Source organism: Cryobacterium sp. PH31-AA6, assembly GCF_030063195.1.
Taxonomy (GTDB): Bacteria; Actinomycetota; Actinomycetes; order Actinomycetales; family Microbacteriaceae; genus Cryobacterium.
In genome coordinates, this window is sequence record NZ_JASISS010000003.1 from 147,666 (window position 1) to 167,774 (window position 20,109).

The following is a 20,109-nucleotide window of genomic DNA, read 5'->3' on the forward strand; positions in this document are numbered from 1 at the left end:
CTAGGCATTCCCGTATTCGCCGCCGTGCATGACCCGCTGGCCGGGAATCCCGACCGCGTCGACCGAGACCGGCGTGCCGCAGAAGCGTAACCGAATCCTCTCGCCGGGAACGGTGCGCACCTGCACTCCGTGTTGCACGGACACCACGACGCCGTCGCCGAGGCGCACCCGGGTGCGGCGGAGCGAGCCGTGGAAGCTCGTCGCGACCACGACACCGGTCGGCCCCACCCCGTCCGGTCCGTCTCCGGCCAGTTCGAGGTCCTCCGGGCGCACCGCGACCAGCACGGCCCCGTCGCCCTGTGACGGGTCGACGAGCGGCAGCTTTGCGCCGTACACCTCGGCGAACCCGTGGCGCACGAGACCGGCGAGCTGGTTGCTCAGGCCGACGAAGTCCGCGATGAACGGAGAGGCCGGGCGGCAGTAGAGGTCCTCCGGCGTGCCGACCTGCTCGATCCGGCCGTCACGCATCACGGCGACCCGGTCGGCGACGGCGAGCGCCTCGTCCTGGTCGTGCGTCACGAACAGGGTCGTGATGCCCAGGTCGGTCTGGATCCTCCGGATCTCTTCGCGCAGTCCGACCCGCACCTTGGCGTCGAGTGCGGAGAGCGGCTCGTCGAGCAGGAGCACCCGCGGCTCGGTGACCAGGGCGCGGGCCAGTGCGACGCGTTGCTGCTGGCCCCCGGAGAGCTGGTGCGCGAACCGGTCGTAGTGGGCGTCGAGCCCGACCAGGGCCAGTGCGTCCGCGGCGCGACGGCGGCGATCCCGGCCGACCACCCCGCGCATCCGCAACCCGAACTCGACGTTCTCGCCCGCGGTCAGGTGCGGGAACAGGGAGTAGGACTGGAAGACCATGCCCATGTCGCGCCGGCTCGTCGGCAGGGTCGACACGTCGACACCGTCGATGAGGATGGTGCCGGCATCCGCCGATTCGAGCCCCGCGAGCGCCCGCAGGGCCGTCGTCTTGCCGCTGCCACTCGGACCGAGCAGGGCGACGAGCTCGCCGGCGTGCAGGGTGAGGTCAAATCCGGCCAGCGCCCGATGTTCGCCGAATTGCCTTGAGACGCCCGAGAATTCGACGACGGTCCCGCGCCTGGCCGCGGGCGCCATTCCCGGGTTCGCGGTCGTGGGTGCCTTCGTGGTGCTGACGGTGGTACGGGTCATGGTTGGCCTCCGATGGGGCGTCGTCGTCGCGGGCGGGTGCGTTCGGCGCCGAGGCGACCGATCAGGAGCAGCAGCAGGAACGCGAAGATCAGGGCGAGCAGGGACAGGATCACGGCCGTGTACGGGTCGGACTTGCTGACCACGACGAGGGCGGTCTGCAGGTTCACCCGGCTGAGCAGCGACGCGATCGTGAACTCGCCGAGCACGACGGCGACCGCGATGAAAGCGGCGGCCAGGATGCCGCGGCGGAGGTTGGGCACGAGCACCCGGAACAGCACGCTCCCCCAGCCGGCACCGAGGGTGCGGGCCGCCTCGCTGAGGGTGCGCACGTCGACGCCGTCGAGGTTGGCCTGGATGGCCCGGTAGGCGTAGGGCAGCACGGTGATACCGTAGGCGAAGGCGAGGGTCCAGACCCCGCTGCCGGCGAGCCGGGAGAGCAGCGAGTAGACCGGGGCCAGGCCGACCACGAGCACGATCGCCGGAATGCTGATCGGCAGGATGCAGACGAACTCCAGCACCCGGCGGAGTCGGGGAAAACGGATGTGCACCAGCAGCAGGGTGGGCACGAGCAGCAGGAGCACGATCAGCACCGTGCCGACGGCCAGGGCGACCGAGTTGCCGAGGGCAACCAGAACCTGCCGGTACTGACCGGTCAGGCCGTCCTGGGCCAGCGCGACCCAGCGCGAGGCGTCATACCCGCCGCCGAGACCCTTACGCAGGGTGAACTCGACCATGGCGACGATGGGCAGCAGGAAGAGCAGGCCGATCGTCCCCAGGATCGCTGCCCGGGCGGCACGGGACGGTGCGTGCGCGACGCCGCCCGGCGCGACCGGGCCCGGACGGGTGCCGTGCAGCACCGGGCTCCGTGTCTCCTGGGCCGCGGTCATCGCTGCCACCTGGCGGCGCGGGCCTGGAGGGCCGAGTAGCCGCTCATCACGACCACCATCACCACGATCATTCCGAGCGCGAGCGCCCCGGCCAGGTTCTCCCGGCCGAGCACGGTTTCGCTGGTGAGTGCGGAGCGGATCTGCAACGGCACGATCTGGGACCCCTGGCTCGTCAGCGCAGCGGCCGTCGCGTAGGAGGAGAACGCGTTCGCGAACAGCAGCAACAGGCTGCCGAGGAAGGAGGGGGCGAGCACGGGACCCGCGATGCGCAGCCAGTAGCTGGCGCGGCTGCCACCGAGGGTCGCGTTGGCCTCGGCCCAGGTCGGCTTGAGCGCCTGGAGTGCGGGCATGAACGTGATGATCATCAGCGGAACCTGAAAGTAGAGATAGGGCAGCACGAGCCCGGGCAGCTCGTAGAGCCAGACGCCGTCGGCGAAAATGTCCACGCCGAAGCTGTCGCGCAGGATGACCGTGACCATGCCCTGGATGCCGATGGTGGCCACGAACGCGAAGGCGAGCATGACCCCGCCGAACTGGGCGAGCACGCCGCTGAGAGAATCGACCACGGTGCGTAAGGTCCCGTCCGGCCGCGCACCGAGCAGCCCGTAGCAGGCGGCCGCGCCGACGAGTGCTCCGATGACGGAGGTCAGGGCGGAGAGAGCGAACGAGTTGGCGAAGGCATCCAGCACCACCGGATTGCCGAGGGCCGCGACAGTGTCGAGCGTGAACGCGCCGCTCGTGTCGAAGAAGCCGGTGCCGATGGCGATCAGGGTCGGCACGACGAGAAAAAGGAGAACATAGACCGCAAACGGCAGCAGCCCGAAGGCCGCTGCCGTTCTGCGGAGCCTACTGGACAGCAGCGGCCCACTTTTTTGCGAGCAGGGCGGCTCCCGCGGCGCTCTGTTCCTTGGTCGGGACGACGGTTTCCGCCGGCGCCGCGGGAAGGGCACCGAGCAGTTTCGCGTCGATGGTGCCCGCGGCTGTCATGGCCTCGGCACGAACCGGGCGCGCCCCGCCGGCGAGCCACAGGTTCTGGCCCTCGTCGCTGTAAAGGAATTCCTGCCACAACCGGGCGGCGGCGGGGTGCGGGGCATCCTTGCTCACGGCCTGGTTGTAGTACCCGGCGTAGCCGGCGCCGCTGAAGACAACGACCTTCCAGTTGCGCTGGCCCTGGAGCTTCTTGCCGTAGCCCACGTTGAGGTAGTCCCAGTCGAGGACGACGGGGGTCTCGCCCGAGGCGATGGTTGCCGGCGTCGGGTCGATCTTGACGAAGTTGCCTGCCGCATTCAGTTTCGTGAAGAAGTCGATACCGGGCTGGAAGTCATCGACCGTGCCGTCGTTCTGCACCGTCGCCATTCCGACGGCGGCGAAGGCTGCCCCCGCCTGGGTCGGGTCGCCGTTGATGGTGACCTTGCCCTTGTACGCGGCACCGAGCAGATCGCTCAGCTTCTTCGGCGCCGGAACCGCGTCCGGGTCGTAGCCCACGGCCAGGTATCCGCCGTAATCGCCGGTGTACAGTCCGTTGGCCTCCTTGAGGGCGTCGGGGATGTCGGCCCAGGTGGCCACCTGGTACGGCGCGAACCGGTCGGTGCTGGAGAGGGCGACGGCCAGACCGAGGTCGAAGACGTCCGGTGCGGTGTCCTGGCCCTTGAGGGTGTCCGCGGCCTGGATTTCCTCGGCGCTCGAGCCGTCAGGCGAGGCCTCGTTGATCGTGATCTCGGGGTACTTCTGGGCGAAGGCGTCGAGTACGGCGCCGTAGTTGGCCCAGTCACGCGGCAGGGCGATGACGTTGAGTCCGCCCTCCGCCCTGGCCGCGGCCTCGAGTGCAGGCAGGTCGCCGAACGCGCTCAGGCTCGTCGCCGTGGCGGCGTCGGTCGTGGCGGCGCTGCCCGCGGCGGATCCGGAGCATCCGGTCAGGCCGATGGCGAGGGCGGCCGTGGCGGCCAGCGAGGCGACCAGGGTGCGTGTGGTGATCAAGTTGTCCTCCGTCGGACCAGCGACAGGCCGCACGCAGGTGTCGCGCTGTTGGGTGCCGGGTTACTGGTCATCGTGAGACTAGGAGCGGCAGTGGACCGGCGTGGGACTCCCGCCTGAACGGCGTGTGAATGCCTGGCGACGGATGCGAGCAGTATGGTCGATCCTGATGGTCCAGTCAGTCTCCCCCACCCTCGCCCGCCGCATTGCGCTGGCCGCTCAGGGCTTCGGCCGCAGATCGGCGGCGACGCCCGGCATCCGCCAGCTGGATGCCCTGGTCAACCGGATCGAGCTGCTGCAGATCGACTCGGTGAATGTCTTCGAGCGCAGCCACTACCTGCCGGCGTTCAGCCGTCTGGGCCGATACGACAAGGCCCAGCTGGACCGCCTGACCAGCGGCCGCGAGGCCCGCTTCACCGAGTACTGGGCGCATGAGGCGTCGTTGCTCCCGCTGGATAGCTGGCCGCTGTTCGGCTGGCGGATGCAGCACTACCGTGACCAGGCCGCCGGCGCACCGGACAGCTGGGCTGCGGGGAACCGGCCGATGCTGGACTGGCTGCTCGCCGAGCTCGCCGACAAGGGACCCTTGCCGGCCAGCGCCATCGAGCACGACGCGAACAGGCGCAGCGGCCCCTGGTGGGGCTGGTCCGACGTGAAGACCGGGCTGGAGGTGCTCTTCCGCTGGGGTGACGTGGTGAGCGCCGGTCGCCAACGGTTCGAGCGGGTCTACGGCCTGCCCGAACAGGTGTTGCCCGCGGAGTTGCTTGGTCGCCGCGTCGACTCGGCCACCGCTCACCGGGAGCTGATCAGCCGTGCGGCGCGTGCACACGGCATCGGCACGGCCAAGGACTTCGCCGACTACTTTCGGTTGAAGTCCGTGCCGGCGCTGGCCGGCATCCGCGAGCTGGAGGATGCCGGGGAACTGATCCCGGTGGAGGTGGCCGGCTGGGACGGCGCGAGCAAGGCCGCGTGGCTGCACCGTGACGCCAGGCTGCCCCGCTCGATGGACGCCGCCGCCGTGCTCTCCCCGTTCGATCCGGTCGTCTGGGAGCGGGCACGAGCCCTGCGGCTGTTCGACTTTCACTACCGGATCGAGATCTACACCCCCCAGCCCAAACGGGTGTTCGGCTACTACGTGCTGCCCGTGCTGCTCGGCGACACGATCGTCGGCCGGGTCGATCTGAAAAATGACCGGCAGTCCGGCGTGCTGCGGGTGCAGGCCGCCTGGTCCGAACCGGATGCCCCCTCCGACACGGCCGCTCGCCTCGCCGCGGTGCTCCAGGAGACCGCGGCCTGGCAGGGTCTCGACGAGATCGAGGTGGTCGAGCGCGGCAACCTCGCCGCGGGCCTGACCGCCGAGCTGCGCTAGCGGCGAGGCTCGGGGACGGGGTGGCGCGGGGTCTCGACGAGCTCGACCACCGGGGGTGATCAGGTCAGAATTTGCGGCCCATGGTGTGCAGGCGCTCGATCCGCTCCTCGATCGGCGGGTGCGTGCTGAACAGCTTCGCCATCATGCCCGGCTTCAGCGGGTTGCTGATCCACAGGTGCGCCATCGATGAGTTCTGTTTCTGCATCGGGCGACCGTAGGTTTCCAGCTTGGCCAGGGCGCTCGCGAGGGCGTCGGGGTGCCGGGTGGTCAGGGCGCTCGTCGCATCGGCGAGGTATTCCCGCTGCCGGGAGACCGCCAACTGAACCATGCTTGCCACCAGCGGCGCCACGACCATTGCGACCAGGCCGAACACCATCACGACCGGGTTGCCGTTGTTGTTCTTGTTGCGGCCGAAGAACGCCATCCGCAGGAACATGTCCGAGATGAAGCCGACGGCGACGACCAGTCCGAAGACCACCATCGACAGCCGAATGTCGTAGTTGCGCACGTGGCCGAGTTCGTGCGCCATGACTCCCTCGAGTTCGGAGTCATTCATGATCTCGAGCAGGCCGGTGGTCGCGGCGACGATCGCGTGCTCGGGGTCGCGCCCGGTGGCGAACGCGTTCGGCGCCGGGTCGCTGATCACATAGATCGCGGGCATCGGGGTACCGGTCGTGATCGACAGGTTCTCGACGATGTTCCACAGCCGCGGGTGCTCGGCCTTGCTGTTGATCCGGATGCCGCCGCTCATCGCGACCGCCTGGCGCCCCGCCATGAAGTACTGCAAGAGGGCGTAACCGCTCGCCACCACGATCGTGAGGATCAGGATGCCGTAGCCGCCATTGCCGTACACGGCGTTGGCGAGCCAGCCCAGGCCCGTGATGATGGCCAGGAACAAGATGATGATGAAGACCGTGTTGCGCTTATTGCGCGCAATCGCGCTATACATCGACGCCCGCCGTTAGAACTGCACGCGAGGCGGCTCCGCGATGGCGGCGGAGTCGGACACCTCGAAGAAGTCACGCTGGGTGAAGCCGAGGTTGCGGGCAATGAGGTTGTTCGGGAAGACCTGGATCTTCGTGTTCAGCTCGCGCACGCCACCGTTGTAGAACCGGCGCGAGGCCTGAACCTTGTCTTCGGTGTCGACAAGCTCGGCCTGCAGCTGAAGGTAGTTCTGGCTCGCCTGCAGCTGAGGATAGGCCTCGGCCACGGCGAAGATGCTCTTCAACGCGGTCTGCATGTGGTTCTCGGCGGCGGCAGCGTCGGCCGGCCCCTGAGCGCTCAGCGTCTCGGCACGGGCCTTGGTGACGTTCTCGAAGACTGACTTTTCGTGCGCCGCGTACCCCTTCACCGTTTCGATCAGGTTGGGGATGAGGTCGGCTCGCCGCTTCAGCTGCACGGTGATGTCGCTCCACGCCTCGTCCACGCGCACCTTGAGGGTGACGAGGGAGTTATAGGTGGCCCACAGGTAGATCCCGATGATGGCAATGAGGGCAACAACGATGAGGACCGGGATGAGCCATTCCATGGCAGCGTCTCCTTGCGATTGGGCGGGGCGGGCAGAGGCCCGGGGCATCGTGACTTGCAATGCACGCCCATCATAACTGCGCGCCCTGAGGCTCCCATGTACTTCCCACCACACTCCAAGAATCACCGCTTGAGGAGCGTGACATCCACTGCCGAGCGGCGAATAATGACACTCATGGTGCACAGATCCGCCCCGGCCGTCGTCGTGCGCGACCTGCATGCCCGCCGGGGAAAGCAGCCGGTGCTGCACGGCCTGAGCCTGACCGTGCCTCGCGGCCTGGTCGTCGGCCTGATCGGGCCGAGCGGCTGCGGGAAGACCACGCTGATGCGCTCGATCGTCGGGGTGCAGGTCGTGCAGTCGGGCGCGGTCACCGTGCTGGGCCGGGCCGCGGGCACGGCATCGCTGCGCGGCCGGGTCGGCTACGTCACCCAGGATGCGAGCGTGTACGACGACCTCACCGTGCGCCAGAACCTCCAGTACTTCGCCGCCGTGCTCGGGGCGTCCCGGGACGACATCGACCGGGTGATCGACGCGACAGACCTGGCCCCGAACGCCGGCCAACTGGCCGGGTCACTCTCCGGCGGGCAGCGCAGCCGAGTGTCCCTGGCCGGCGCCCTCCTCGGCTCGCCAGAGCTCCTTGTGCTCGACGAACCGACCGTCGGCCTCGACCCGGTGCTCAGGGTGGAGTTGTGGGCGTTGTTCCACCGCCTGGCCGACTCCGGGACGAGCCTGCTCGTCTCCAGCCATGTGATGGACGAGGCCAGCCGCTGCGACCGGCTGCTCCTGATGCGGCAGGGCGAGGTCCTCGCCGACGACACCCCGGACGGACTGCTCTCCGCAACCGGGACCCCTGACGTGGAGGCGGCGTTCCTCGCCCTGATTTCGGCCCATCCGTCATCCGATCCGGCCGGCCGGGAAGCCGGCGACTCGTGAACCCGCGCCGCACGCTCGCCACCGCCGGGCGCGTACTCACCCAGATCCGTCATGATCCGCGCACCATCGTGCTGTTACTCGTCGTGCCCAGCCTGCTGATCGGCCTGGTCGCCTGGATCTTCTCGGACACCCCGGTGTTCGACACCGTCGGCCCGGCGATGATCGCCCTGTTCCCGTTCATCGTCATGTTCCTGGTCACGAGCATCACCACTCTCCGGGAACGGCGCACGGGAACGCTCGAGCGGTTGCTGTCGATGCCGCTGGGCAAGGGCGACTTCATCCTCGGCTACACGCTGGCGTTCGGCCTGCTCGCGGTGCTGCAGTCGGCGGCGGCTGTCGGCTACGCGGTCTGGGTCTGTGGCCTGACGATCACCGGCTCGATCTGGTTGCTGCTTGCGGTAGCGGTCGCGGACGCGGTGCTGGGAACGGCCCTCGGCCTGTTGGCCAGCGCGTTCGCCCGCACCGAATTCCAGGTCGTGCAGTTCATGCCGGCCCTGGTCTTCCCGCAGATTCTGCTCGGCGGCATCTTCCTGCCCAGGGACCAACTGCCGGATGCCCTCCGCGCGTTCAGCGATTGGCTTCCGCTCTCCCACGCGATCGACGCGCTCCAGGCCGTCGCCAGCGACTCGCAGGATGCCGCGTACGTCGGCGGCAAGCTGCTGATCATCGGGGCGTGGATCGTCGGGGCGGTCGTGCTCGGCTCGATCACCCTGCGGCGCCGAACCCCCTGACATCCCCTCCCCCCAGCCTCCGTCCCTCCTGGCCGTCAGCCTCGCCGAACTGTGAGTTGTGCACCGTTTCGGGGCCGAAAACTGTACCGAAGTCACAGTTCGGCGAGGAACGACGGCGGATGGTTAGCGAGCGGCGAGCACCTGCTGGAGCCAGCGGTAGGAGGATTTGGGCGTGCGCTTGCGGTTTGCATCGAGGAAGTCGACGTGGACCAGTCCGTGGCGCTGGGTGTAGCCCGCCGTCCACTCGAAGCCGTCGATCAGGGACCGCACCACGAAGGCGCGCAGGTCGACCCCCTCGGCCACTCCCCCCGGCGCGACGGCGTCGAGCGCTGCGATGAGGTGCTCGGCGAGGTAATCGATCCTCGCCGGATCCTCGACGACACCGTATCGGTCCGTCGCGTCGGCAAACCCGGCGCCGACGCCCGTGATCCAGACCGGCGGCAGCCGGTCGCCGTAGCGGGCGTGCAGCTCCGCGAGGGCAACGCCCAGGTACTCTGGCGCGATCGCGGCCCCGGTCCCGGTCACCGGGAACTCCCGGAACGGTGTGACGTGGAACGGGAAGGACACGGTCGTTTCCGACTTCCCCGGCTCGCGCGGCGGGCCGGCGGGGCTCTTCGGCGCGGCCGGGCCCGCCTTGATCCGCGACGGCTGCACGTAGTTCAGTCCGTAGAAGTCGAGCGGTTGGTGAATGGTGCGCAGGTCGTCCGGGTCGGTTTCGAGGAGCATCCGGGTTTCGAGCAGGTAGGGCTCCGGCGGCTCCGGATACCGGCCGAGAAGCGTGGCATCGGCGAAGATGCGGTTGTGCAGCACGTCGAACAGCTCGGCGGCGACCTCGTCGGCCTCCCGGCCGCTGTCGGCCCGCACGGGCGTGTGCACGTTCGCGATGCCGATCCGCCCGCGCACATCGGCCGCGCGCAGGCCCTGCACGGCCAGGCCGTGGCCCAGCAACTGGTGGTGAGCGGCCGGCAGGGCCGCGAACCGGCGGGTCTCCCCCGGCGCATCCGTGCCGAGCGCATAACCGTTCAGGAAGACGGTGGCCGGGTCATTGAGGGTGATCCACGAGTCGATCCGGTCGCCGAAAACCTCGCCGAGCATGTGCGCGTAGTCGCCGAAGCGCAACGCGGTGTCCCGGCCGAGCCAGCCGCCGCGCAGCCGGATCGGTGTGTCCCAGTGGAACAGTGTCGCCATCGGGCTGATCCCGGCCGTGAGCAGACCATCGAGGAGCCGGTCGTAGAAGGCCAGGCCGGTTCGGCTGAGCGCGCCGCGGCCGTCGGGTTGTACGCGTGTCCAGGCGAAGGAGAACCGGTAGGCGTCCGCGCCGAGCTCACGGATCAGGGTCAGGTCTTCGTCGAGCTTATGGAAGTGGTCGGCGGCGACGGATGCGTTCGATCCGTCGACGATCCGGCCGGCTGTGGCGGTGAACGGGTCCCAGCTCGACTCACCGCGGCCGCCCTCTCTGGCGCCGCCCTCGACCTGAAAGGCCGATGTGCCCGTGCCGAGGACGAATCCGTCCGGAAGACGGTCGCCGAGCTCGCTGGAGCGGTGGGGCCAGGCCCTGCCCGCTGGGGTGTTGCTACCTGCCGGTTTGGTGCTCATTGACCCAGGACTCTTTCCAGATAGCTGTTGCTGAAGCGGCGCTCCGGGTCGAGCCTGTCACGCACGAGGATGAAATCCGCAAACCGGGGGTAGGCCGGGCCGAGCGATTCGGCGTCACGGTAGTGCATCTTGCCCCAGTGCGGGCGCCCGTCGTGCGCGCGCATGATCGCCTCAATGGCGTGGAAGTACTCTGCCGGGTCTTCCCGGTGGTACCGGTGCACGGCGATGTAGCCGGTCTCCCTGCCCTGCGCGGTGGAGAGCCACAGGTCGTCGGCGGCGGCGGAGCGCACCTCGATCGGGAACGAGATGCGCCAGCCCCGGCTGTCGATCAGCGTGCGCACCTCGCGGAGCGCCCCGGGAATCGCGTGCCGGGGCAGCGCGTATTCCATCTCGTGGAAGCGCACGGTGCGGTTGGCGATGAAGACCCGGTGGGAGGCATCCGTGTATTCGCGGCGGCCGGTGAGCCGCTCGGCGAGCCGGTTGAAGCCGGGGATCACCGGCGGAAGGATCGCGCCGACGGCGCAGACTCCCCGGTAGACGCCGTTGGCCAGCAGTTCGTCGTCCACCCAGCCGGAGAGCCGACCGACCGGGGCCCTGGCCGCGTCACCGGGCAGCCGGGTATTGGTTTTGGTCAGGGCGGTCCCGGTGTGCGGAAACCAGTAGAACTCGTAGTGGTCGAGCCTGCGGGAGCGTTCGAGGTAGCCGTCGAGCACCTCCTCGAGCGGCTCGGCCGCCTCGACCGCGTGCAGCAGGAACCGGGGTACGCACTGCACGGTGATGTCGACGAGGATGCCGAGGGCACCCAGTCCGAGCCTGGCCGCCGGCAACAGCTCGGCGTTTTCGGTTTCGCTGACGCGCAGCAGCCCGCCGTCGGCGGTGACCATGGTCAGCGCCGTGATCTGGGTGGCCAGCCCGCCGAAGCCGCCGCCGGTGCCGTGAGTGCCGGTGGAGGTTGCCCCGGCGAGGGTCTGCCGGTCGATGTCGCCGAGGTTGGCCATGGCCAGGCCGTGGGGCGCGAGCAGGGCCGGAATCCGGTGCAGGCGGGTGCCGGCGGCCAGGGTGACCCGGCCGCCGGCCTCGTCCACGGCGACGAGCCCGGCGAGGTCGTCCAGGTCAAGTTGCACGCCGGGAGCGACCGCGATGCCGGAGAAGCTGTGGCCGGAACCGACGGCCTTGATCCTGAGGCCGGCCCGCGCGGCGGCGACCACGGCGCGCTGCACGGCACCCACGCTGGAGGGTCGCTCCACCCGCACCGGCCGGACCGACTCGCTGCCCGCCCAGTTGCGCCACTTCGCGCCGCTCGCGCTCACAGGAAGGCCTTTCCTTCGCCGCGATAGGTCGGCAACAGGTCGACGACCAGACCGTCGTCGACCACCGCGAACTCGTTGACGTGCTCGCTGAGCTCGCCGGACTTCGTGTGCCGCAGCCACACCCGGTCGCCCGCCCGGAGCCGTGCTGCGGCGGCGCCGGTGATCGGCGTCTGAACCTCGCCTGCCATCTCGCGCGGCACGAAGGCCAGGCCCTCCGGCCAGACCAGCCGCGGGGTGCGGTCGGAACCGGTCGGCCCCGAGGCAATCCAGCCTCCACCGAGCAGGGTGGCGGTCGCGGCGCTGGGCTTGCGCACGACGGAGAGCGCGAAGGCCGCGGCCGGTGCCGGCCGAAATGCGGAGAAGGTGTCGAAGAGGTGCCCGCCGAAGAACCCGCTGCCGGCGGCGATGTCGGTCACCGAGGTGTCGTCATGGGTGCTCTCCAACGAGCCGGTGCCGCCGCCGTTGACGAATTCGAGCTCCGCGATCTCCCGCACGGCCGTGACCGCGGCCGCCCGGCGCGCGGACAGCTCGGCGATCGAGCGTCCCTGCATCCAGCGGATGAACCGGGCCTCGAGCGGTTTGCCGACCGGCATATCGCCGATCCCCGCGATCTGCGCCTCGTAGCCCATCATCCCGACGAGGCGGAACCCGGCCCGAGCGGCGATGCCCTCGGCGAGCGAGCGGGCATCCCGCACCGTGTGCAGCGGCGAGCGCCGCACCCCCAGCCGACCGATCAGTGGCGGCTTCCAGCCGGAGTCCAGCTCGAGGCAGAGCCGGATTCTCTCCCTCCGGCCGGGAGGAAGGACGGCGTCGATGACGTCGAGCTGGTCGAGGGAATCGACCATCAGGGTGACCCGCGACGCGAGTTCCGGGGACCGGCCGAGGGTGCGGATCGCCCCGGCTTCCGCCGTCGGGTAGCCCACGACGATGTCGGTCATCGTCTCGGCCAGCCAGAGCGCCTCGGCCAGCGTGTAGGCGAGCAGCCCGTCAAATCCCGGAACGGCGAGGATCGCCTCGATCACGCCGCGCACGCGGATCGACTTGGTCGCGACCCGGATCGGGCTGCCGGCCGCGCGGGAAAGCAGGTCGCCGGTGTTGTGCCGGAGGGCGCCGAGGTGCAGCGCGGCGATCGGAGTGTCCTGGGCGGCCGTGGCCTCGGTCAGGGCGGGCCAGTAACGGTCAGGGCTCAGCCAGGGCGAGGCATCCGACCGGACCGACAGATCGATGTTCATCAGCGCACCGCCTTCACCGTCGCCGTTCGGCTCATCCGTCAGTCAGTATGCACCATGCCTGATGGTAACGAATCGGTCGCGCCGGGGACACGCGGGGTCACACCGTTGACTTTTGCGAGTCTGGCCCCTGAAATGGTGTCAGGGGGGAATTCATGCTTCGGTCTCGGCTCGCCGCATCGCGACGGCGAAAAGTGCGACGGAACGGCTACCCGCGCGCCGCCGTCGCCGCCGGGCTCGTGTTCGTGCTGCTGCTCGGCGCGGTCGCCGCGGCACTCGCTGTGCCGGCCGGGGCGCACGCCCAGACCGCCACGGCACCCGCACCAACCGCAACCCCCACGCCGACTCCGACTCCGACTCCGAGCCGGAAGGCGACCCCGGAGCCGCAGGCCCCGACCATCGACTCTCCCCCAGCGGGCAGCTTCATCGGCAGCGGCAGCACCACCGTCTCCGGCAGCCGGGACGCCGGCCAGGAGATCCAGCTGCTCTCCCCGACCGGCGTCGACCCGCTCTGCATCGTGGCCGCGGATGCGAGCACCACCTGGACCTGCACCCACGTCCAGCTGCCAAGCGGCCCGACGGTTAACCTCCGCGTTGTCGTCACCGGGGACCCGACGCTCGCTGCCGAGCAGAGCGTTGCGGTGCTCGCGGCTCCGAGGATCGTTGGCGGGCCCACCGGCCAGGCCGCCTCCAACGGCGTCGTTCGCGGGACGGCGTACCCGAACGCATCCGTGATCGCCGAGCTGGCCGGCGGCCAACGATGCACCTCCACCGCCGACGGCTCGGGAGCCTGGGCGTGCACCTTCGCCGGCGACGGCCTGGCCAGCGGCCCGGTCGAGGTCACAGCGGCGCAGCAGAGCTGGTTCAGTCTGCCGTCCTCTTCGAACTCGAGCTCCCCCGTCACGCTCAACTTCGACGTTGACGCCCCCGACATCCCCCGCCTGTCCTCACCCGCGGATTCCGCGCGGGTGCCGCTCAGTGGGGCAACCTATCTGGGTACCGGAGAGGATGGCGCCGCGGTCACCGTCTTCGCCGGGCCGTATTCGGTGTGCACCGTGGTGGTTGCCGGCGGAGCCTGGCGCTGCACGGCAGGCGGCGTCGTCGCCGGTTCTTACCAGGTGCGCATCGTGCAGCAGGATCCGGCCGGCAACGTGAGCGCCGGCAGCCCCGCGATCACCGTGGTCTACGGCGAGACGTCGGCGTCGGCCCCGAGCGCGAGCGGCACGACCCCGCTTCCGGTGCCGACGGCCGACGGCGACGGCGGGGTCGAGTCCACGGCTCCCGCCCCGTCGCCGGAGTCGGCGCTGCCGACCCCGCCACGCACGAAACCTCGGGAGTCCGGCGGGGACGTCGCGCTGCCGACGACCGGGCTCGGCGGCGGCTGGAACGACCCGACCCCGTTCACCGCCGCGGTGCGTCCGCCGGACTCCGGCTTCTCGTGGCTGCAGGCCGCGCTGCTCGCGCTCGGCTGCCTGCTTCTCCTGGCCATCCCCGCCCGCCTGCTCAGCGGAACGATCACCCGCGCGCGGGCGGGGCGCCCGCTGTGGAGCGGAACCCCGATCTCCGGCCGCAACCACCCCAGGGACGACTTCGAGCGGGCGCCCACCGTGCTCGTGAACCGCTGGCTCCTCGTGGGCGCAGCCCTGCTCGCCGCCGCAACGCTTGTGATGCTGTCCGGTCCGATCGGCAGCCGACCTGCCTACCTGAGGTTACTGGCCGCGGTCATGATCGCCCTGCTGCTGGTCAATGCGGCCGGCGCCCTGGTTCCCCGGTGGTGGAGCCGTCGGGTGCTGGGGCAAGGCGCATCCGTCACCTTCCTGCCGCGCTATCTGCTGCTCGTCGGGGTGATGGCGCTGGCCTCACGGGTCTTCGAGGTCCACCCGGCGCTCCTGTTCGGACTTCTCGGCAGCGTCACGATCGCGGCCGACGTGCGGCCGGAACGGCGTGGCCAACTCGCGGCCGTGCGCGCGGGAAGCCTGATCCTGCTCGCCGTGGTGGGCTGGTTGCTGCTCGCCGTGCTGCCGCAGGCCGCGGGTTTCGCCGGCGCGTTCGGCGCCGAGGTCGCCAACAGTGTGGTGCTCGCCGCGATCGGGTCGGCGGCCATCGTGCTGGTTCCGCTCGGCAGCACCAGCGGGCGCAGCATCCTCGTCTGGTCGCCGCCCGTCTGGGCCGGCCTGACCGCGCTCGCCTTCACGATCATGTTCGCGGTGTTGTCCCCGACGATGACGCTCGGGCGCGGCGACGGCACGTCCACGCTGCTCTGGGTTTCCGCGGGCGTCTTCGCGGCGCTCAGCACGGGCGCCTGGGCGTGGCAGCGTTTCGTCTCGCCCGCGGTCGACTGATCGCGACCGGCCCGCGCCCGACCTAGAGGCTGCGCAGCAGCCCGCTCCGGCGCGCCGCCGCCACAGCCGCGGTGCGGGAGGAGACCCCCAGCTTGGGGTAGATGTGCGCAAGATGTGATTTCACCGTCGTCTCACTCAGGTGCAGGTGGGCGGCGACGTCGGTATTGTTCCTCCCCTCGGCGACGAGTGCCAGCACCTCCAGTTCCCGAGCGCTGAGGGTCGGGCTCGGGTTGCGCACCCGCGAGAGCAACCGAGTGGCAACTGTGGGGGCTAACGCGGATTGGCCTGACGCCGCGGCGGTGACGGCCGCGATCAGGTCATCGGGTGGCGTGTCCTTGAGCAGGTAGCCGGCCGCTCCGCCCTCAATGGCGGTGATGATGTCGCTGTCCGAGTCGTAGTTGGTGAAGATGAGCACGCTCGGCGGGTGTGGCAGTGCCCGGATGCGCCGGGTGGCCTCCGCACCCCGGAACTCTCCGGAGAACTGCAGGTCCATCAGTACGACGTCGGGACGGAAACGCTCAGCCGCCGCGACGGCGTCGTCCGGGGTACCGACCGCGGCGACGACGCTGATACTGGGCTCGGTGTCGAACAGCGCCTGCAGGCCAGAGCGCAGAATCGGGTGGTCGTCTGCGATCACGATGTGGATGCTCATCCGTTCACCTCGAAACCGGCGACGACGCTCGTTCCCACGCCAGGGGTGCTCTCGACCGTGAGCGACCCGCCCAGCTCCTCAACCCGTTCCCGCATCGCGCGCAGGCCAAAAGACGTGCGCCCGGCCCTTCCGGCGCCCTCGCCCGCGCCGGCGCTCGTGCGCCCGGGTGCGGCCGGGATGGCCGTGGTATCGAAGCCGACACCGTTGTCGACCACATCGAGAATGACCTCCGTATCGAGGGTGCTCAGGGTCAAATCGATCCGCGAAGCGCCGGCATGCTGCACCGCGTTGGCCAAAGCGCCCTGGGCGATGCGCAGCAACGCGGTCTCGTAGCGGGTGGGCAGAGCTTCGAATTCACCGGCGACGGTCACGTCGATTCGGATGCCTGTGGTGCTGCCGGTCTCCGCGGCGAGGCGTTTCAAGGCCTCGAGCAGGGTCGCTTGCCGCAGCATCGGCGGTGCCAGTTCGTCGATGAACTGTCGAGTCTCTGCGAGGGCGTCTGCCGCGGCAGCCCGGGCCTGCCGCATCCGCTCGGCCGAGGCGTCGCTTCCCGGGCCGGACCGCTCGGCCGCGTGCAACAGCAGAACGATGCTCGACAGCGATTGGGACACGGTGTCATGGATCTCTCTGGCCAGGCGTCCACGTTCGTCCTTGACCCCGGCGGCACGCTCCGCAGCGGCCAGGCGGGTCCGGGCCGTGAGGAGCTCGGCGATCAGGACCTCGCGCTCTTTCGCTTCACGGGCGAGGGAGCGATAGGCCAGCCCGATGGCGACCGCGACGGCGGCCCCGATCAGCGGACCCACCACTCCCGCCGCGCTGAAACCACGCTGGTACCCGAAGGCGAGGATCGCGAGGATCGTCGTGGCGACTACGGCCGCCGGTCCCTGCCAGCCGGACAGGAGATGCAGGTACAGAAAGAAGAGCGGGAAGACCAGGTAGATCGCCTCCGCGCTGAGCGCCGCGAGCACCAGCCACTCTGCCGTCAGCACGGCCAGCCAGGCCGTGACAGGCCAGGCAACCGATCCGCCGGAAAGCGCGCTGCTCCGGCCCGCGCGAGCGCGGAGGCTCCGGGCAAACAGCGCCCCGAAGCCATAGCTGCCAAGGAATACGACGGCGACCGCGGTGACCACGAGAGCCGCGGGGAAGCCGGCCGAGACGGCCGCGGCCACGACGAGACCGACCAGGCCGAGCACGAGCGCGTGCAGCCCGATCCGGAGACCGAGGAAGACGGGGTTGAGGGCGGAGCCCTGAGGCCCGGTCACGCGCAGATCACTCCCTCAGCGTACGCGGCATCCGACAGGCCGGCATCCGTCAAAAGGTGGAAAGGATTCTCCACCTTCGGGTCGCCGAAGACGGTCAATACGCACGATGACGTCGGGCGCCATCGCGGCGAGAGTAGAGAGCGTCCGGCACTCCGGGCGAGCGATCAATGAAGGAGCCTGACCGTGTACGTAGCGTGGCGTGACCTCAGATTTGCCAGGGGACGGTTCGTGCTCATCGGCACCGTTGTCACCCTGATCACCCTGTTGGTGGGATTTCTGTCCGGCCTGACCGCCGGCCTGGCCGACCAGAACATCTCGGCGATCACCGGCCTCAGCGCCGATCGCATCGTCTTCTCCGCTGGGCCGGGGGATGGTGCGCTCAGCTACGCAGACTCCGCGGTGACGTTGGCCGAAGCCGAGGCCTGGCGCGAGCGCGACGGGGTCGAACGAGTCAGCCCGATCGGGATCAGCCAGCTGAAGCTGTCTTCCGGGGATCGATCGGCCGCCGTCGCCCTGTTCGGCGTCGGACCGGGAGCGGCCGCAACGGGAACAGACGTTCCGGAACGGGCCGGCCACCTGGTCCTGTCCGGGACCGCCGCGCGGGACCTCGCCGTGCGCCCCGGCGATTCCGTAGACCTGGCCGGAGCCGCGTTCGTCGTGGATGCGCTCAGCGCCGACACCTGGTACTCGCACACCCCCGTGGTCTGGGTGCAACTCGGCGACTGGCAGAACGTCGCCGCCGCGACCGGGCAGTCGGATCCCTACGCCACCGTGCTCGCGGTGACCGGCGCGGGTACCGACTTCGCCGCCGCCGATGCCGCAACCGGCACCGCATCGGCCGGGGTGCTCCCCTCGCTCACCGCGCTTGGCGCCTTCCGTTCCGAGATCGGGTCCCTGTTGCTGATGGTGACGATGCTGTTCGGCATCTCCGCCCTTGTGGTCGGCGCGTTCTTCACCGTGTGGAGTATCCAACGGCAACCGGATGTGGCCATCCTCAAAGCACTTGGCGCCTCAGACCGGATGCTCATCCGCGACGCCCTGGGCCAGGCGGCACTCGTACTCGTCGCCGGCGTGGGGCTCGGCATCACCCTGACGGCCCTGCTCGGGACAGTCGCCGGTACCGTGCTGCCATTCGTGCTCAGCCCACTGACGACGCTGCTCCCAGGCGCGGCCCTGATCGTCCTCGGCCTCGCGGGCGCCGGCTTCGCCCTCCGTACCGTGACTACCACCGACCCACTCACCGCCCTTGGGAGCAACCGATGATCCAGCTCGACGACGTGACCCTCACCTTCCCCGATGGCGCCTCCCGGGTCACCGCGATCGACCATGTCACGCTTTCCGTCGGGCGGGGCATCGTGGCCGGGGTCACCGGTCCCTCCGGTTCGGGCAAATCGAGCCTGTTGGCCGTGGCATCGACGTTGATCACCCCTGACCGTGGAATCGTGCGGATCGGCGGCGTTGACGCGACCGCGTTGTCCTTTTCCGAGCGAGCGCAGCTGCGCCGGGAAAGTGTGGGCATCATCTTCCAACAGGCCAATCTGTTGCCGGCGCTCACGGCAGCGGAGCAACTCGTGGTGATGGGCGAACTCGGCGGCGGCGCCCGTGGGCGGCGCGCTGCCGGCATCCGTGCCCTTGAGCTTCTGGATGCCGTCGGTCTGGCCGATCAGGCCGGAAAGCGCCCCGCCCAGCTCTCCGGCGGACAACGACAGCGCGTGAACATCGCCAGGGCGCTGATGAACGAACCCACTGCGCTTGTCATCGACGAGCCCACGAGTGCGCTGGATCAGGAGCGCGGGGCGAGCATCCTGGACCTGATCCTGCGGTTGACCGGCGAGCACGACACCGCCACGATTCTGGTCACCCATGACCAGCGCCTGCTGCCGATGCTTGATTCGGTGCACAACATGGTCGACGGCATCCTGAGCGTCAGCCGCGCCACCGTCACCGCGTAGTCCGCGCCGGCAGGTCGTGCGCAGGCCGCCATCAGAGCCGGCGAGCACACGCCTACCGACGATAGTGGCGGGGAGGCGACGTGCCCCTCCGGGAGGCGCTATCGTCGGAGCGTGCGCCTTGGAGTTCTTGACGTCGGTTCGAATACCGTCCACCTGCTGGTCGTCGACGCGCATGCGGGCGCGCAGCCCGTGCCGATGGCGTCGGACAAGGCCGTGCTCAGGCTGATGCGCTACCTCACCCCGGCGGGCGAGATCACCGAGGAGGGCTGCACGGCCGTGCTCGAGGCCGTGGCCGGCGCCGCGAAGATCGCCAAGCGCCACAACGTCGACGACCTGTTGCCGTTCGCCACCTCGGCTCTGCGCGATGCGACCAACGGGCCGGAGCTGCTGGCCAGGGTAGAGCGCGAAACCGGCGTTGCCCTGCAGGTGCTCTCCGGCGAGGACGAAGCCCGGCTCACCTTCCTCGCGGTGCGCCGCTGGTATGGCTGGTCGGCGAGAGACATCCTGCTCTTTGACATCGGCGGCGGCTCCCTCGAGATCGCGGCCGGCGGGAACGAGGTCCCGAGCGTCGCTGTATCGCTCCCGCTCGGCGCCGGACGCAGCACGATCGGTTTTCTGCACGACGACCCCCCGCTTCCCGAGCAGGTTGCGGCCCTCAAGAAGCACGCGGCCGCCGTTCTGAAGGATGCCGTCGGCGCCTTCGCCGACCTCCCCACCCCACACCACGTGGTCGGCTCCTCGAAGACGATCCGTTCCCTGGCCAGGCTCGCGGGGTCTACCTCGGAGGGCTTCGGTTCGGGCGAACGGATGCTGCTCGGTCGCTCCCAGCTCGCGGACTGGGTGCCTCGCCTGGCCCGCATGCCCGCCGATGCCCGCCCCGCCCTGCCCGGGATCACCGCCGACCGCACCTTCCAGATCGTCGCCGGGGGAATCGTGCTCGGCGCGGCGATGGCCGCCTTCGACGTGAACGAGCTCGAGGTCTCGCCGTGGGCGCTCCGCGAGGGCATCATCCTGCGTTACCTCGACCGCCTGGGCTGACCAGCCCGCCTCGGCTGACCCGACCGCGCAAGCCCGCGCTTGTTTCAGCACGCCGCGCGCGCCCCCGCGGTCGCGGGCTGCCGATTCGGGCGCGGCGGCAGAGCCTGGCGCCAGATTTCAGCCGCGTGCGCCCCCGCGGCCGAGC

At 69.9% G+C, this 20,109-nt stretch carries 17 protein-coding genes and 1 pseudogene; 7 read left to right on the plus strand and 11 right to left on the minus strand.

Annotation, left to right across the window (positions count from 1 at the left end):
• The 4 genes from QMG61_RS04070 to QMG61_RS04085 are packed head-to-tail and all read right to left on the minus strand — an operon-like array spanning window position 1 to window position 4,025.
• Window positions 1-1,161 carry an ABC transporter ATP-binding protein gene (locus QMG61_RS04070; protein ID WP_283493054.1) on the minus strand — a complete coding sequence of 387 codons (1,161 nt, stop codon included), beginning with the start codon at window positions 1,159-1,161 and terminating at the stop codon, window positions 1-3.
• Complete coding sequence (locus QMG61_RS04075) at window positions 1,158-2,057, minus strand: ABC transporter permease subunit (RefSeq protein WP_283493055.1); 900 nt, start codon at window positions 2,055-2,057, stop codon at window positions 1,158-1,160. Before QMG61_RS04075 ends, QMG61_RS04070 begins: the two co-directional genes overlap by 4 nt.
• Window positions 2,045-2,908 carry an ABC transporter permease gene (locus QMG61_RS04080; protein ID WP_283493167.1) on the minus strand — a complete coding sequence of 288 codons (864 nt, stop codon included), beginning with the start codon at window positions 2,906-2,908 and terminating at the stop codon, window positions 2,045-2,047. The genes QMG61_RS04075 and QMG61_RS04080 overlap by 13 nt, the downstream gene beginning before the upstream one ends.
• Window positions 2,895-4,025 carry an ABC transporter substrate-binding protein gene (locus QMG61_RS04085; RefSeq protein WP_283493056.1) on the minus strand — a complete coding sequence of 377 codons (1,131 nt, stop codon included), beginning with the start codon at window positions 4,023-4,025 and terminating at the stop codon, window positions 2,895-2,897. Before QMG61_RS04085 ends, QMG61_RS04080 begins: the two co-directional genes overlap by 14 nt.
• 166 nt (window positions 4,026-4,191) lie before the next feature.
• On the opposite strand from QMG61_RS04085, the gene QMG61_RS04090 reads away from it, so the two are divergent.
• Window positions 4,192-5,391 carry a winged helix-turn-helix domain-containing protein gene (locus QMG61_RS04090; RefSeq protein ID WP_283493057.1) on the plus strand — a complete coding sequence of 400 codons (1,200 nt, stop codon included), beginning with the start codon at window positions 4,192-4,194 and terminating at the stop codon, window positions 5,389-5,391.
• 64 nt (window positions 5,392-5,455) lie between these two features.
• Here QMG61_RS04090 and QMG61_RS04095 read toward each other — a convergent pair whose 3' ends face one another.
• Together QMG61_RS04095 and QMG61_RS04100 are read right to left on the minus strand one after the other, a co-directional pair.
• Window positions 5,456-6,340 carry a M48 family metalloprotease gene (locus QMG61_RS04095; RefSeq protein ID WP_283493058.1) on the minus strand — a complete coding sequence of 295 codons (885 nt, stop codon included), beginning with the start codon at window positions 6,338-6,340 and terminating at the stop codon, window positions 5,456-5,458.
• 12 nt (window positions 6,341-6,352) lie between these two features.
• On the minus strand, window positions 6,353-6,919 hold the full coding sequence (locus QMG61_RS04100; RefSeq protein ID WP_283493059.1) for a LemA family protein: 567 nt from the start codon (window positions 6,917-6,919) through the stop codon (window positions 6,353-6,355).
• A gap of 174 nt (window positions 6,920-7,093) precedes the next feature.
• Here QMG61_RS04100 and QMG61_RS04105 point away from each other — a divergent pair.
• Together QMG61_RS04105 and QMG61_RS04110 are read left to right on the plus strand one after the other, a co-directional pair.
• Window positions 7,094-7,589: pseudogene (locus tag QMG61_RS04105) on the plus strand (ABC transporter ATP-binding protein); the annotation flags it as partial.
• Between the two features lie 259 nt (window positions 7,590-7,848).
• The gene (locus tag QMG61_RS04110) at window positions 7,849-8,583 is read left to right on the plus strand and encodes an ABC transporter permease (RefSeq protein ID WP_283493061.1); all 735 of its coding nucleotides are present in this window, start codon (window positions 7,849-7,851) and stop codon (window positions 8,581-8,583) included.
• 123 nt (window positions 8,584-8,706) lie between these two features.
• Here the strand turns inward: QMG61_RS04110 and QMG61_RS04115 are convergent, their stop codons facing one another.
• Genes QMG61_RS04115 through QMG61_RS04125 form a run of 3 tightly spaced genes read right to left on the minus strand, consistent with a single transcriptional unit; the run spans window position 8,707 to window position 12,721 of the window.
• Window positions 8,707-10,179 carry a glycoside hydrolase family 1 protein gene (locus QMG61_RS04115; protein ID WP_283493062.1) on the minus strand — a complete coding sequence of 491 codons (1,473 nt, stop codon included), beginning with the start codon at window positions 10,177-10,179 and terminating at the stop codon, window positions 8,707-8,709.
• A complete protein-coding gene (locus tag QMG61_RS04120) occupies window positions 10,176-11,489 on the minus strand; it encodes a D-arabinono-1,4-lactone oxidase (RefSeq protein ID WP_283493063.1) in 1,314 nt (437 codons plus the stop codon). The genes QMG61_RS04115 and QMG61_RS04120 overlap by 4 nt, the downstream gene beginning before the upstream one ends.
• Window positions 11,486-12,721 carry an alanine racemase gene (locus QMG61_RS04125; RefSeq protein WP_283493064.1) on the minus strand — a complete coding sequence of 412 codons (1,236 nt, stop codon included), beginning with the start codon at window positions 12,719-12,721 and terminating at the stop codon, window positions 11,486-11,488. Before QMG61_RS04125 ends, QMG61_RS04120 begins: the two co-directional genes overlap by 4 nt.
• A gap of 191 nt (window positions 12,722-12,912) precedes the next feature.
• Between QMG61_RS04125 and QMG61_RS04130 the strand changes: the two genes are divergently transcribed.
• Complete coding sequence (locus QMG61_RS04130) at window positions 12,913-15,060, plus strand: Ig-like domain-containing protein (protein ID WP_283493065.1); 2,148 nt, start codon at window positions 12,913-12,915, stop codon at window positions 15,058-15,060.
• Between the two features lie 22 nt (window positions 15,061-15,082).
• Here the strand turns inward: QMG61_RS04130 and QMG61_RS04135 are convergent, their stop codons facing one another.
• Both QMG61_RS04135 and QMG61_RS04140 read right to left on the minus strand, forming a co-directional pair.
• Window positions 15,083-15,712 (minus strand): response regulator, encoded by a 630-nt coding sequence (locus QMG61_RS04135; protein ID WP_283493066.1) that lies wholly within the window; start codon window positions 15,710-15,712, stop codon window positions 15,083-15,085.
• Complete coding sequence (locus tag QMG61_RS04140) at window positions 15,709-16,974, minus strand: sensor histidine kinase (RefSeq protein WP_283493067.1); 1,266 nt, start codon at window positions 16,972-16,974, stop codon at window positions 15,709-15,711. Before QMG61_RS04140 ends, QMG61_RS04135 begins: the two co-directional genes overlap by 4 nt.
• A gap of 183 nt (window positions 16,975-17,157) precedes the next feature.
• On the opposite strand from QMG61_RS04140, the gene QMG61_RS04145 reads away from it, so the two are divergent.
• The 3 genes from QMG61_RS04145 (at window position 17,158) to QMG61_RS04155 (ending at window position 19,964) form a co-directional block, all read left to right on the plus strand.
• Window positions 17,158-18,237, plus strand: a complete 1,080-nt coding sequence (locus tag QMG61_RS04145) for an ABC transporter permease (RefSeq protein WP_283493068.1) — start codon at window positions 17,158-17,160, stop codon at window positions 18,235-18,237.
• The gene (locus tag QMG61_RS04150; protein WP_283493069.1) at window positions 18,234-18,926 is read left to right on the plus strand and encodes an ABC transporter ATP-binding protein; all 693 of its coding nucleotides are present in this window, start codon (window positions 18,234-18,236) and stop codon (window positions 18,924-18,926) included. Before QMG61_RS04145 ends, QMG61_RS04150 begins: the two co-directional genes overlap by 4 nt.
• Window positions 18,927-19,037: 111 nt before the next feature.
• The gene (locus QMG61_RS04155) at window positions 19,038-19,964 is read left to right on the plus strand and encodes a Ppx/GppA phosphatase family protein (RefSeq protein WP_283493070.1); all 927 of its coding nucleotides are present in this window, start codon (window positions 19,038-19,040) and stop codon (window positions 19,962-19,964) included.
• Window positions 19,965-20,109: the final 145 nt, after the last annotated feature.